General features: G+C 71.7%; 9 protein-coding genes. 2 read left to right on the plus strand and 7 right to left on the minus strand.

Translation table 11 applies throughout. The annotated features are described in order from the left end of the window. Window positions 1-72: 72 nt before the first annotated feature. On the minus strand, window positions 73-528 hold the full coding sequence (locus tag ABT352_RS00610) for a hypothetical protein (RefSeq protein ID WP_350941401.1): 456 nt from the start codon (window positions 526-528) through the stop codon (window positions 73-75). Between the two features lie 235 nt (window positions 529-763). Between ABT352_RS00610 and ABT352_RS00615 the strand changes: the two genes are divergently transcribed. Then, window positions 764-1501, plus strand: a complete 738-nt coding sequence (locus ABT352_RS00615; protein WP_350941402.1) for a TetR/AcrR family transcriptional regulator — start codon at window positions 764-766, stop codon at window positions 1499-1501. Between the two features lie 81 nt (window positions 1502-1582). Here ABT352_RS00615 and ABT352_RS00620 read toward each other — a convergent pair whose 3' ends face one another. Beyond that, entirely contained in the window at window positions 1583-2182 is a 600-nt protein-coding gene (locus ABT352_RS00620; protein ID WP_350941403.1) for a TetR/AcrR family transcriptional regulator, read from the minus strand. A gap of 55 nt (window positions 2183-2237) precedes the next feature. Between ABT352_RS00620 and ABT352_RS00625 the strand changes: the two genes are divergently transcribed. Beyond that, window positions 2238-3035, plus strand: a complete 798-nt coding sequence (locus tag ABT352_RS00625; protein WP_350941405.1) for an SDR family NAD(P)-dependent oxidoreductase — start codon at window positions 2238-2240, stop codon at window positions 3033-3035. A gap of 76 nt (window positions 3036-3111) precedes the next feature. Here the strand turns inward: ABT352_RS00625 and ABT352_RS00630 are convergent, their stop codons facing one another. The 5 genes from ABT352_RS00630 to ABT352_RS00650 are packed head-to-tail and all read right to left on the minus strand — an operon-like array spanning window position 3112 to window position 13601. Beyond that, entirely contained in the window at window positions 3112-5469 is a 2358-nt protein-coding gene (locus tag ABT352_RS00630; RefSeq protein WP_350941407.1) for an SDR family NAD(P)-dependent oxidoreductase, read from the minus strand. Further along, window positions 5466-6800: a cytochrome P450 gene (locus ABT352_RS00635; protein ID WP_350941408.1), complete on the minus strand. Its 1335-nt coding sequence runs from the start codon at window positions 6798-6800 to the stop codon at window positions 5466-5468. The genes ABT352_RS00630 and ABT352_RS00635 overlap by 4 nt, the downstream gene beginning before the upstream one ends. Further along, window positions 6797-9379, minus strand: a complete 2583-nt coding sequence (locus ABT352_RS00640; RefSeq protein ID WP_350941410.1) for a KR domain-containing protein — start codon at window positions 9377-9379, stop codon at window positions 6797-6799. The genes ABT352_RS00635 and ABT352_RS00640 overlap by 4 nt, the downstream gene beginning before the upstream one ends. Next, window positions 9376-12327: an SDR family oxidoreductase gene (locus tag ABT352_RS00645; protein WP_350941411.1), complete on the minus strand. Its 2952-nt coding sequence runs from the start codon at window positions 12325-12327 to the stop codon at window positions 9376-9378. The genes ABT352_RS00640 and ABT352_RS00645 overlap by 4 nt, the downstream gene beginning before the upstream one ends. Next, on the minus strand, window positions 12324-13601 hold the full coding sequence (locus ABT352_RS00650; protein WP_350941412.1) for an acyltransferase domain-containing protein: 1278 nt from the start codon (window positions 13599-13601) through the stop codon (window positions 12324-12326). The genes ABT352_RS00645 and ABT352_RS00650 overlap by 4 nt, the downstream gene beginning before the upstream one ends. Window positions 13602-13926: the final 325 nt, after the last annotated feature.

A 13926-nucleotide genomic window follows, 5' to 3' on the forward strand; every position in this document is an offset into this window, starting at 1 on the left:
GGAGCCTGTCCGACGGACGAGGATCGACCGCGGGTTCGGCGGGCACGTCCGAGACGACCCGATCGACGCGCGTCACCCGGTCGAGGTCGCGGGCCGGCGGCTGTCGGCAGACTCGGAGGCACCGGTCCGCCAGCTGATCCAGCCTCGGCAGAGCACGTACGCCACCGCGGTCGTCGCCACGACGAAGAGGTCGATGAACGCGGTCTGCATCGCGTCGGGCTTGTCCCACATGACGAAGCAGTAGACGGTGATCGCACCCTTCTGGAAGAGCAGAAGCTCCCACAGGCCCCACTGCCTGCGCGGTGCGACGGCGAGTATGGCCCATATTCCCGCGAAGACGATGTAGGCGAGCGTCCGCCAGGCCTCGGTGACGAGACGATCGTCGGAAACGTTGGCCGTGATCATGATGCCGCCCGCGAACGCGACGAGCGCCGCGACCGCGTTGACGGCCATCAGCGTGCGCCCGATCCGATCCGCCAAGGGGGACGGGCGTCCGGCTGTGGGGCGGATGCCGGCTTCGGTAGTCACGAGAACTCCTTGTGGTGAGGGGTATCGCTCCGGGGTGAGCGCTGCGGGCGGCCATGACCGTTCATAACCGCTCAGCGGCCACGGCCTACGGAGGGTGCCGAACGACGGCACCGGACGGCCGCCGCACACCCGTGCTGTTCGGCAACGGCCATGACAACGACGCTAATGACATCGACCCGGATTTAGCAGTGCCAGATTTACCTAACAGTGTTAATCAAACAGTACGGTGTCGGGCATGAAGGACGACTCCGCGACGCCCGACGCCGACCCGGTACCGCTCCGCCGGCGCCGGCGGGCCACCGCGACCCGCGAGATCCTCGACGCGGCACAGGAGCAGATCGCGCTGCACGGCCCCTTCGGCCTGTCCCTGCGATCGATCGCCCGCGGTCTCGGGATGACGGTGCAGGCGCTCTACCACTACTTTCCCAGCCGCGACGAGCTCGTCACGGCACTGATCACGGAGGCGTACCACGAGCTCGCCGACGCCGTCCGGTCGGCGGTCGACAGCGCACCGCCGCATGGCGACCTGCCGAGGTTCGTCATCGCCGCGGAAGCCTTCCGAAGATGGGGGCTGGACAACCCCTCTCGGTTCCAGCTCCTCTACGGGACACCGCTGCTGCGTTACGAGGCGCCCGCCGACGGCCGCACGACCGCCGGTGCCCGCAGGATCGGGACCGTCTTCTACCGGGAGTTGTTCGGTGCGTTCACTCACGAGCAACTGAGCCGCACCGAGGTTCCGCCGCTGAGCCCCGCGCTACGTGCCCGCCTCGAGCAGATGCCGCCCGAGATGTTCGGCGGGCTTCCGCCGCAGGCCGCCGTCCTCTTCGTCAGCGTCTGGGGCCACCTGCACGGTCTCGTGGTCCTGGAGGTGTTCGGGCACACCTCCTTCATCGGCCCGCTGCAGGCGGAGATCTTCCGCGGCGCCATGCACAACCTGTTCTCCGACACGCAACGGCGGATACCCGCCGACTGATCCCGACCGGCCCGACCGGCGGGCGAAGGTCACCCTCTCGCAGGTCAGGAAGGGTTTACCTGCCGGGACGATCGGGGGACGTCAGCAGTCCTCCCCCATCGTGGCGCGGGTCTGCTCGGCCGACAGCGGCGGGACGGGCAGCGGCCGGGCGGCGACGGCGCGCAGGCCGTCAAGGGCGAGGGCGAGGTGCCGCCGCCAGGCCCCCGGCGCCACCCGGTACGTCGCCTTGATGATCGCGGTCACGCCCCGGGCCACGAAGGCCACGTCGGCGAGGGTGATGTCGTCGCGCAGGTCTCCGGATCGCTGCGCGCGTTCGAGGATCCCGCTCATCAGGCCGTATCCGCGCTCCCAGTCCACGGCCGCCCCGCGCGCGGCGAGCTCGTTGTAGCCGAGGTCGACCGCCTGTAGCTCGCACACGCCGGTCAGGAACGCGACGAATCCTTCCCAGGCGTCGTCCATGGTCAGCGCCTGCTCGGCCAATCCGTCCACGATCGCCATTCGATCCGCGAAGGCCGCGTCCACCAGGGCGCCCCGGGTGGGGAAGCGGTTGTAGAGCGTCCCGATGCTCACCCCGGCCGAGCGGGCGATCTCTTCGAGCGGCACGTCGAGCCCGTGATCCGCGAACAGCCGCCGGGCCGCCCGCAGGAGTCGCTCCCGGTTCTGTGCCGCGTCCTTGCGCATGCCCTCGATCCTAGCTAAGTTGAGGTCGATCTCAACTTGAGGAGTGCCTCAACTTATGACCCGGACCATCGTGATCACCGGTGGCACCAACGGCATCGGCAAAGCCCTCGCCCGCCACTACGCCGAACAGGGCGACCAGGTCGTCGCCGTGGGCAGCACCGAGGAGGGCGAACGCCGCCTGCGCGAGGCGGCGCCAAGCGCCCGCTTCGTCAGGTGCGACCTCGGCTCACTCGGTCAGACCCGAGACCTGCTGAAACGGCTCAACGCCGAGTACCCGGCGATCGACGCGCTGGTGATCGCCGCGTACCGGCATAATCCGGTGCGGGTGGAGACCGAGGACGGATTCGAGCGCACCTTCGCCCTCTACGTGCTCAACCGCTGGCTCATGGCGGAAGGGCTACGCGGCCCGCTGGAGAAAGCACCGGCACCGGTGATCGTCAACCTGTGCGGCGCCGGGCAGGGCAGCCGGATCCACTGGGACGACCTCCAGATGAAGAACAGGTACCGGGGATTCGCCGCGACCCTGCAGGGAGCCAAGGCGTGCGAGTTGCTGGGAACGGTCTACGCCTCCGAGCGCATCAAGTACGTGCTGTACAACCCGGGCGTCGTCGCGACCGCACTGTACGAGCCCTTCAGGCAGCCGATGCGCGGTCTCGTACGAGCGGCCTCCGCGGTGTTCGCCCAGCCGGTCGCGAAGGCCGTACCGCCGATCATCGCGCTCATCGACGAGCCGCCGGCCGAGCCGCTCACGGTCTGGAAGAGGGGCAGGCCCGTCGATCTCACGGTGGACCCGGACGAGGCGTCGCGGCTACGGGAGACCGTCCGCGACCTGGCCCAGCCCGCCCTCCGGTAACGGTCACCGGAGGATGACGCGTTTCCGAGTCGGCCGGGAAGTGCGATAGGAGACCGCCTGACGAACGATCGGCTCCTCACCCCGACCGATGCGGGGAACCTGCCGCCGATCTCCCGGTCCTTCGGCTGCCGGGGATCACCCCTGCGACGAACAGTACGGGCTCGCCCGCCCGCGACCCGACCCAGCCACCTTCCACGGGCAGCAGCCGGTCCACGTGCTGCGCCCCTGGGCAGGGCACGATCCGGTCGATGGTGAGAAGATCGCTGCTCACCGGGCCTGCCGCGCGGACGGCGGCCTCCAGAGCGGCGGGCGAGATGCCGTGGACCGGCGGGAAGGGTGTCGTCCACAGGTCGGCGGCCGTCACGACGGGCAGCGGGTCCTCCGCCGTTCCGAGAACGAGCCCCGACCAGGCCAGGCGGCCACCGCCGCGCGCCTTGACCGCGGACGGGGCGGGGACCAGGGGAGAGAGCGCGGGAGGTTCCGGCCGGTGAGGAGGGAGCGCCGGCGGCTCCGGTTCGTACAGCAGGCGCATCGAACCGGCGACCGCGCCGTCGGCGGCGGTGATCGTGACGTTGACCGTCCAGCCCTCCTCCGTCGTCTCGCCCACCGCCGACGTGGTGAACCGGCCGCCCTCCAGGACCAGCGCCGACAGGTGCACCCGCACGTCACGCACCGAGGCCAGGTGCTGCGGCGGCCAGCCGGGCGGCACCACCCAGTCGGCGACCGAGCACGCCTGCTCCACCAGCACCGACACCGGCAGCGCCGGTCGGCCGTCCACCGTGAAGTCGGTCAGGCACGGATGGGAGCCCTGCCGGTGGACGATCGAGCCGCGCAGTGAGTGGAAGGGCCGGAAGTCCTCGACGTCGCCGAGGAAGTGCGCCAGGCCGTGCAGCCGGGGCAGGTCGGGGTGGCCGGTGAACAGCCAGAAACCGCGCAGCTGCGTGGGCACCAGCGCGCCGCCCACCTGACCGATGAACATGACCTCGCCGGTTCCGCCGGAGCGCAGCTCGTCGATCCAGCGGCGCACGCCCTCGGCGGGGTCGAGGGTGGACACGTACCGGACCGCCGCGTCGTAGTTGGCGATCACGCCCAGGCGCTCCCACGTCGGCCAGCAGAGCGTCTGAGTCGGCAGCCCGTGGGTGTTCCGCGCCCAGAATCCCAGCCTCGGCAACGCCTCGTTGCCCGCCGCGTAGTCGATCTGGCCGATCATGCCGCCCATCCGGCCGGCCAGCGACCCCACGTTGCAGAAGACCTTGAGCGCCGCCCGACGCTCCGGGGTGGCGAGCACCGCCCTGGTCAGGGACTCGAACCCCGACACCTTCACCTCCACGGTGCGCACGACCTCCTCGGGGCTCTTCATGTCGAGCCTGGTCGGCACGTCGATGCCCGCGTTGTGCACCACCACGGTCGGAGCCGGGAGACGGGCGAACAGGGCGTCCACCTGTTCCTGCCGAACGCAGTCGCACGCCTCGTACGCGATGCGCAGGCCGTCCCGCTCGGCGGCGGCCAGATTGGCCGCGACCTGGCGCAGCTCCGACTCGCGCTTGAGCGCCGCCCGCGTCTTCCTCAGGGCGTCGGCGGTGCGGGCGGCCGCGATCCGGGCGTGGCGGTGGGCGGCGTAGCGGTCGTCCGGCAGCGTGAGCCAGTCCGCGGTGGGCAGCTCGTCGCGGCCCGTCACCACGACGCGACAGCCGAACCGCTCGGCCAGTCCGCGCGCCAGGGCGAAGCCGACGCCTCGCGCGCCTCCCGAGATCAGCACCACGTCGTCGGCGTCCAGGTCCAGGCGCGGCTGCGGTTCCGGGCTCGGCAGGGCGGTGAGCGCGTGGCGCACGCCCCGCCGGTAGCCGATCTCGAACAGGTCCCACGCCGCCAGCTCGGACTCCAGAAGCCCTGCGAGCCCGTCCGGGTCGGCGGTGTCGACGTCCAGCACCTTCACCGCGAGGTTGGGCAGCTCGCGTGGCAGGCACTTGGCGAACCCCGCCCAGATGCCGCCCAGGGGCGTGTCGATCCGCCCGTCGTCGTAGCCCATCAGGCCGCCCAGGTGGGTGACCGCGACGTAGCAGCATCGGTCGGCGCGCGACTCCGCCCGCCAGGAGGCGTAGCGGCGCTGCACCATGCGGGTGGTCCTGCCCAGCGCGTCCCGCCACTCGCCGCCGCCGAGCCGGTACGGGACGCCGGTGACGTTCAGGTCGACGATTCCGTCCCAGTCGTCGGGCTCCGGCTCGCGACCGGGGGCGCACACGTCGGCGCCGAGGCGGCTCGCCAGCCGCACGGCCAGGTCCGGGTCCGAGCCGAGGACCAGCAGCCGCCGCGCCACGGGGGACGGTGGCGGGAGCGGGTGGGGCACCGGCTCCCAGACCATGCGGCGCACGGGCCTGACGAAGGAGCCGGTCTCGAACGACACCAGATGCGGCCGGACCGCCGTCACGGTCACGTCCGTTCCCGCACGACCGCCGGAAGCCCCGAGCTGGGGAAGAGCGTGATGTAGTGGCCGCTGCGCACCTGGCGCGTGCCCGGCAGCCGCAGCCGGTAGCGCCGCGACAGCATCGCCACCGCCGTCACCAGCGTCGCCATCGCCAGTCCCTTGCCGACGCACATACGCCGCCCGCCGCCGAACGGCAGGAAGGCGTGCTTGTGCCGCTCGTCCTGGGCGTCGCCCAGGAAACGCTGCGGGTCGTACGCCTCCGGGTCCGCCCAGTGCTCGGGCGAGCGATGCGTGCCGTACACGCTGAGCAGGACCGTCGTGCCCGCGGGGACGTGCCGCCCGGCCAGGGTGTCCGGCTCGATGGCGTCGCGGGGGAACTGCCAGACCGGCGGGTGCAGGCGGAGAGCCTCGTTCACCGCCGCCGTCGTCTGGGGCAGCTCGCCAAGCCGTTCGAGGTCGGGCGGCCCTTCGGCCAGTACCTCGTCCACCTCGCGCTCGACGGCGCGGCGGGCCTGCGGGTGGCGGGCCAGCTCGTACATGGTCCAGGCCAGCGCCTGGCCGGTGGTGTCGGAGCCGGCCAGCAGCAGCGTGCGCAGGTTGTCCGACACCTCCGCGTCGGACAGTCCGGCGTCCAGCAGCAGTCCGGCGGCGTCCGTGCCGTGCTCGCCCGCGGCCCGCCGCTCCTCGATCACCTGGCTGACGATGGCGTCGAGCACCCCTTCCGCCCACTTGCGGTCGCGGTGATAACGCGTCGGCACGAAGGACGGGATCAGCGCGGAGATGCCCTTGATCGTGCTGGTGTACATGACCTTGTTGGCGATCCCCGCGGCCCGGGAGTAGTCGGTGCCCGACAGGTCTCGGCTGATCAGGGCCATGCCCATCACCCGTGCGGACACGTCCATCAGGCCCGGCGCGACGTCCACGACCGCGCCCGAGGCGGCATGCTCCGACCAGCGCCGCAGCAGTTTCTCCGTGGCCGCGATCGCCTCGCGGGCGCTGCCGGTCACCCGTTGTGGGGTGAAGGCCGGCTGCACCGCCTTGCGCGGGCCGCGCCAGCCATCGGTGTCGAGCGTGAGCAGGCCCGTTCCCATCGTGCCGACGAACCCCTTGTAGAGGGTGCCCCGCCGATAGTTGTCCGGGTTGACGCGCAGCACCCGCTCGATCGCCTCCGGCTCGGTGACCTGGACGAACGGGATGGGCAGCTGGACCGACACCAGCGAGTCGCGCTCCTGCATGCGCAGCGTGTAGGCCAGCGGGTCCTTGAAGTAGGGGATGGCGTCGCCGATCACCGGCAGCCCTCGCGGGCCGTGGGCGACCGGGCAGGTCCCTTCGGGGGTCATCGGCGCTCCTCGCGGTCGAATCTCTCTCTGTCGACGTACTCACCGGTCTCCTGGTCCACGTAGCCGACAATGGCGCCGACGATGTCCTTCGCCTGTAGCAGCACCTCACCGTTCGACGCGACCGCGATGGCCCGGTTGTCCGGTTCGGGGTCCTCCAGGTCGAGGTCGACCGGGGTGACGTACAACTCCACCGGCTCGGTCAGCGCGGCCAGCGTCAGGTCGGTGTGCCCGCCGTACAGGTCGACGCGGCGGATCGAGCGGGGGATCGCGACCGGCGTCCAGCGGCCCCCCGCCCGCTCCAGGACGGCCACTCGCACCAGGCCGTCCAGCGTCACGGACGGGACCAGCAGGTCGGGAAACCATCGGCGCAGCGCGGGCGCGTCGAGTGCGAGCCGGCCGCGCCGCCCCAGCGGATGCGTCCGGGTGTCGGTCGTGGACACGAACACCTCGCGCAGCAGGACGTCGGATCCCGGCATGTGGTACGGATCGCGCAGTGGCCGGCTCCCGTGCTCGTCCCAGTGCGTCCACGAAGGGCCGGGCACCGCCGCGTCGCGCAGCCGCACCGTGACCGAGAAGTGCAGCCGGTCGCGAGCGACCACGACACCGTTCGGGGCGACCACGTCCCCCAGCACCCGCACGGCCACCACCGACTCACGCTCGTCGGCGCGCACCAGCCTGGCGGTGAGCCGCTTCACCTCCGGCCGGTCCGCGCGGTAGACGCGCAGGAACGACTCCAGCCGCAGGTCCTCGAAGACGGCGGGCACCCGGTCGGGCACGAGCGAGACCGCGGCCTGCGCCGCCAGCTCGGGGACGAACGTGCCAGGCAGTGTCGGGTAGCCGCGGACCCGGTGGAGGTCGAGGTATCCGTCCCGGTCCAGGGAGAACGTCCGCTCGGCCACCAGCTCTGCGGCGTCGTGGCGCAACGTCCGGTCGATGAACGGCAGGGGCCGCTTCGCGCCCGCGGAGAACTCCAGGAACTCCGGTACGGCGGCCCTGATCGCGGCCCGCTCCTTGGCGCCGAAGAACACGGTGACGGGCGCGTCCGGGGCGGCGGCCAGCTCGGCCATGAAGTGCTCGACGCCCTCCTCGGTCGGCGTCGGCGTGAACTCCCCGCTGCCCTCCAAGAAGTCGCGCATCAACGGCAACGCGCCCAGGCCGATGTCGCGCCAGAGCGTCCAGCCGATGGTGAACTCCCCGGCGGCGTTCACGGCGGCCGTGTTGAGGAAGTCGTTGGCGGCGCCGTAGTCGGTCTCGCCACGCTGGCCCGTCAGCCCGATGAACGAGCCGAAGTTACACCACAGGCGTGGCTCGCGGCCCCGGGTCGTCTCCTTCAGGTTCAGGTACGCACGCACCTTGAGGTCGCGCACCGCCCGGAAGTCCTGGACGGACTTGGCGGTGACGTCGGAGGCCCGGTTCGTACCCGCGATGTTGAGCAGCAGGTCGATGGGGCCGTCCACGGCGGCGAGGGCCCGCCCGACCTCGTCGCCGTCACGCAGGTCGCAGCGCAGGTAGCGGACGCGTCCCGGCCCGCACAGCCGTTCCAGCCCGGCCAGCGTACGCCGGGTCTGCCGCGCCTCGCCGAGCCGGTCGTACCGGGCGTTCGCCTCCGGCACCGAGACTCCCCGCCGCACCTGGACGCGGATGAACGCGCTGCGGTCGAGCTCCTCACCGGCGTCGTCGGGCAACTCGGAACTGCCCAGCACCACCAGGCGCGGACGGTGGCGCGCGGCCAGCGCCTCCAGTATCGGCGCGCCGATGCCCCGCGCCCCTCCGGCCGCCACGACCAGGGCGTCCTCGCCCAGCGCCGGGACCTCGGACGGCGGGGCCGGGGTGGGCACCGCTCTCGGTGTGAGCCGCATGCCTCCCGCGTGGTAGGTCACCGGGATGAGCCGCCGCGCGCCCAACTCGGCGCTCACCGTGGCCAGCACCTCGTCGAGCGGCACGTCCTCGTGCACGGTGGCCAGCACGTCGGCGCCGGGGAACTCCAGCGCCAGACTCTTGACCAGGCCCGTGAACAGGCCCGTGAACGGCAGCGGCACGCCCGCCTCCGTCACACCGCCCACGACGCTCACCACGAACGAGCCGCCGTCCAGATACGCGGCGCACTCCTTGGCCTTCAAGAACACGCGTTCGTGCAGGTCGAGCAGCTCATCGACCGCTTCCGACCGGCGAGCCGCGCGCAGACGGGGGTCGGTCGCGTCCACAAGCACCCTGACGTGCGCGGACACACCGTCGTCGCGGCCCGTCCTGAAGCGCGGTGCGTTGGTCAGCACGACGGCGTCCGCCGGGATCGCGGGGGGTGCCGTGCGGACAGGGCGACGCGGGTCGGGGGCCAGCTCGAACACGTGACGGTCCAGCAGCCGTCGCGGTTCGTGCTGTGCGGCGGCCCCCGGAGACCGCGCGTCCCGCACGGCGGCCCCGGCCTTCCGCGGGTCCCGCGTGTCAGGTCTCCTCAGTTTGATGAGGCGCGCGCCGGCGCCGGGGTCGGGCCTGAGCTCGATCGCCCCGTCTCCGCCGCCCTCCAGGAACGCGATCAACTCGCGGGCGCCCTGCGCGCCCAGCAGATTCGCCCTGCTCATGCCGTGGCCTCCAGCCTGTCCTCGGCGACCGCCTCGACGGACACCACGGCCAGCACCGGCAGTCCCTCGGCCAGAGCCAGCGACTCGCGGGTGACCGCGAACAGGAACGTGCCCTCGCCGATCGGCCCGCAGCCGAGCAGGTCGCCCCACGACCGCAGACTGTTGCCGTTACTTCCCGCCACCAGAACGACGTCCACGTCGCCGAAGTCCAGGTAGCGTCCGGCCAGGTCGAAGGCGTCGGCCAGCGAGGCGGCACCGCCGTCCACGGCGATGTTGAGCCCGCGCAGGTCGAAATAGCCACACAGGCGGGCGGCGATGACGTTCGGCATCTCACCGGGAAAGGAGTCCTCGTCCGGCGGCCCGATGAGCCCCTCCACGCGCTCGCGCAGCTCCACCGCCCGCTCGCCCGCCAGGTGATCGAGCTCGTCCAGGTAGGCGCGCACGGCGTACAGGACGGCGTTGCGGGTGGGACCGGTGTGGCCCACGACCACGCCGGTCGTGCGGTTGTGACGGGCGCAGAACTCGCGGACGCGCGGCTCCAGCCGCTGCATGCACTCGATGATCATAAGCTGGGTACGGTCGGTCGCCCGGATCGTGGACGCCGGCAACCGCAGACGGGCGAACGGCGGATGCGGATAGCGGTCGCCGAACGAGTCCGGCTGGAGGTGCCGTCCGCGCGCCCACGCGCCTACCTGCTCGTTGTCCTCGGCCCCCGGCGTGTGCGCCGACCAACCGACGATCACCATGGGCTCGTCGTTCCTGACCCCGTAACCCGCTCGTGCGGGCCGGTCCTGGAGGAACTCCTGCACCAGCAGGTGCGCGTTCGTACCGCCGAACCCGAATCCGGACACGGCAGCCGTGCGCGGCCCATCGGGCCGGGACGGCCACCGCACCGGCCGCGTGGGAATGGTCAGATTGCAGGTCGCCAATCCGAAGGAGTCCGGCGCGGCCGAGAAGCGATGCTGGGGAGGGATCGTCTCGTGCCGCAGCCCCAGCAGCGCGTGGATGACCGACACCACGCCCGCCGCCCAGCCGGTGTGGCCGATCAGCGACTTGTTCGAGGTCACCCGCACCTGACGGGTGCCGGCATAGGCGGCGCGCAGGCTGAGGAACTCGGCCTCGTCACCCGCCGGGGTGCCCGTGGCGTGCGCGATCACCCAGTCGACGTCGTCGGCGCCGACACCCGACTTGTCGAAGGCGCGGGCGATCGCGAGTTCCTGGCCCGCGCTGGAAGGCGCGTAGATCGCTTTGCCCTTGCCGTCCGCCGACAGCCCGACGCCCGCGATGAGGCCGTGCACGGTGTCGCCGTCCGCCAGCGCCCGCGACAGCCGCTTCAGCACCACGACGCCGGCGCCGTCGGAGAACAGCACGCCGTCCGCGTTCCTGTCCAGGGCGCGCACCTCGCCACCACGCGACAGACCGTGGAGCTTGGAGAACAGCACAGAACCGCCGGGGGCCAGCGCGAACGCGCCGCCGCACACGGCGACCTCGGCCCGGTCCGCCAAAAGGTCGCGTACCCCCAGATCGACGGCGTAGAGGGATGACGAGCACGCGGTGTCCACCATGAGCAGCCGCGTGTCCGCCGGGAGCAGGCCGTCGATCGCGCTCGCGCCCACCCGGTGCGGGAGCGGCTCCGACCGGAGGGCGTCGCCGTGCGGCAGCACACCGGGGCCGCCGAGCTCCAGGTCCACCAGCGCCTCCACCAGGTGCTGGCTGCCGTCGGGGGTGTAGCCGAAGCAGGCGGTGAAACGATCGGCGTCCCGCCTGGTCACACCCTCCAGCGCCTGGTGGACGCTGTGCCGCAGCCACAGCGCGGTGTGGTCGAGCCCGGCGTCCGGGCGTTCCTCGGCCAGGGCGGGGTGCGGGGTGAAGTCGGTGATGAAGCCGGAGCGGCGCTGGTAGGTCTTGTCGGGGGCGCCGGGGTCGTCGTCGTGGAAGCTCGCCAGCGGCCAACGGTCCGGTGGGACGTCCACGAACAGGTCGGCGCCCTCGGTGAGCAGCCGCCAGAACGCGTCGGGATCGTTGGCTCCCGGCACGGCCAGCCCCATGCCGACCACCGCGATCGGATCCACGCCCTGGATCCGCTCTGTGCGCGCCTCGGGCACGGGTCCGAGCTCGGATCCGGGTTCCGGCCTGGGTTCCGGCCTGGGTTCCGGTCGCGACCGCGCGGGCTCCGGCCCGGGGTCCGGGGACAGTGCCGCGCGGTGCAGCGACAGGCCGCCGTCCGCGACCACCGTCTGTCCCGTGACCCAGGCCGCACCCGGCGACGCCAGCAGCAGCACCAGGTCCGCCAGGTCGGCCGGGGTCGCCAGCCGGCCCATCGGGGTCGCGGCCACGGCGTTCGCGCTCATCGAGTCGAAGCCGGGGAACATCCGTCCGACAGGGTTGTCCAGCAGCCCTGCGGAGGCGGTGTTCACGCGGATCCCGTCCGGCGCGAACTCGGCGGCCAGGTAGCGGGTCAGCGCCTCCAGCGCCGCCTTGGACAACCCCACCGGCAGATAGTTCGCCGGTGTGTACGCCGCCCCGACCGAGGAGACGTTGACGACGCAGCCCTTGTCCGAGCGCGCCAGCAGCGGACGGGCTGCGCGAGCACACCACAGCGCGCCCTTGACGTTGGTTTCGTACGCCTGGTCCAGGTGCTCCTCGGTGAGCTCGTCCCAGCCGACGAAGGTGCCCGTGGCGGCGTTGTTGACCAGCAGGTCCAGCCGTCCGTACGCCGAGGTCACCTCGTCGAACATCCGGCGCACCTGGTCTTGCTTGGCCACCGACGCCCGGATCACCCGGACGCCGCCGCCCAGCTCGGCCGCGAGCTCCTTGGCCGCGTCGTAGGAGTGGAAACAGTTCAGCACCACCGTGGCGCCTGCCTCGGCGAGCGAGCGCACGAGGTGCGTTCCCACGCTGCCCGCCCCGCCCGTGACGAGGGCCACCCGGCCCTCGAACGCCGTCATGCCGCGTCCGACTTGGCCAGCGAGTCGACCGTGAAGTCCACCACCTGACCGAACGTGCGGTAGTCGGACACTCGCAGGTCCTCGGGGCGCCTGCCCAGCTCGAAAAGGAGGTTGAGCCGGCTCATGAGCTCCACGCGCTTGACCGAGTCGACACCGAGGTCGGCCTCCAGCTCGGCATGGTCCTCGAAGACCTCCTCCGGGTACTCCAGGGCGGTGGCGTAGAGGTCGCGCACGCGGGCGGCGATCGCCTCCCTCGACTGCGAGGCCGCGCCTCCGGCGGAGACGGCGGTGCTTTCTTCGACGGCCACCTGAGTGGTGGGGACATCGACGGTCACCGGCCGGACGACGGCGCTGTCGGCGGAAATCGTCCGGACAGCGGGGTTCTCGATGGTCGTCGACCGAGTGACGGGATTCTCCGCGGTCACCGACCGGGAGGTGGCGGCGGGAGCCAGGAAACGTCCGGTCTCCCGCAACGTGTTCACGTCCTGAAGCAGCGGCGTGCACACGGACGCGGCCCGGTGCGCCGACCGCACCCGTGACGTCAGTGCCCGCCCCGCGCCCACCTCCACCCAGACGCCCGCGCCGGAACGGTGCAGCCGCTCGACGGCCGCGCCGAAGCGCACCGGGGTGACGAGGTGGGAGGCGAGCAGTTCGCCGAGGTCGTCCGAGTCGCGATAGTAACGGCTCAGGATGGGCGAGAAGACGGGCACGTCCAGCTCGCGCCGCCCGTACCCGGTGAGCCTACGGCCCAGTTCCCGCCCGGCAGGGGCGAGCAGCGGGCTGTGGAACGGGTGCGGCGCGCGCAGCTCGGTGACGGAAAGTCCCACGGCGTCGGCGATCGCGGACGTGCGCCGCAGCGCGTCGGCCGGCCCCGCCACCACCGTCTGATCCGGCCCGTTGTCCACCGCGATCACGGCCCCGGAGGTGGGCAGCAGATCCAGGATCTGCTGGGTCCGCTCCGCCGCGCAGCCCAGCGCCAGCAGCCCGCCGCCGCTGCTGTCGTGCTCGCGCAGCACGATGATGCGGTGGCAGAGGATCTCCGCCCCCTCGGCGATGTTCAGCGCGCCGCCGGCGACCAGGGCCGCGATCTCGCCGAGGCTGTGCCCGACGAGCACGCTGAACCGTGCTCCCTCCTCGGTGAGCGCGCGGTGAGCCGCGGTGGACGCGGCGAACACGGCCAGCTGCAGGACATCCGGCGCCTCATTCAGCAACCGCTCCGGGGAATCACCGGAAAAAGCGCGATCCAGGCCCTTGCCCAGCATTCCCCTGGCCACTTCGTCGATGATTTCAATCGCTTCTGTCGCACCATTTCCATGGTCCTTCAACCATCGCAGGGCGTTCGGCACATATGCGCCTTGACCCGGGAAAAGGCCGACCACTATCTCTACGGTGCCCAGCATTTCCTTTCCCTCCCCGAGCATGAAGAACAGGCAAACGCGTCGCCCATTGCAGTCCCCACGAAAAAATGCGTGCGAGGGATTGACTCTTTTGACGACAACCGCGATCATGATGCACTGGGCACCCCTAAGGTTTTAACTACATTCGTAGATCATGGTTCAAGTCGCCGGGGAACGGCCTGTAGCCGGTGGAGCATCCCGC

It is taken from the genome of Streptosporangium sp. NPDC000563 (genome assembly GCF_040299985.1).
Taxonomy (GTDB): domain Bacteria; phylum Actinomycetota; class Actinomycetes; order Streptosporangiales; family Streptosporangiaceae; genus Streptosporangium.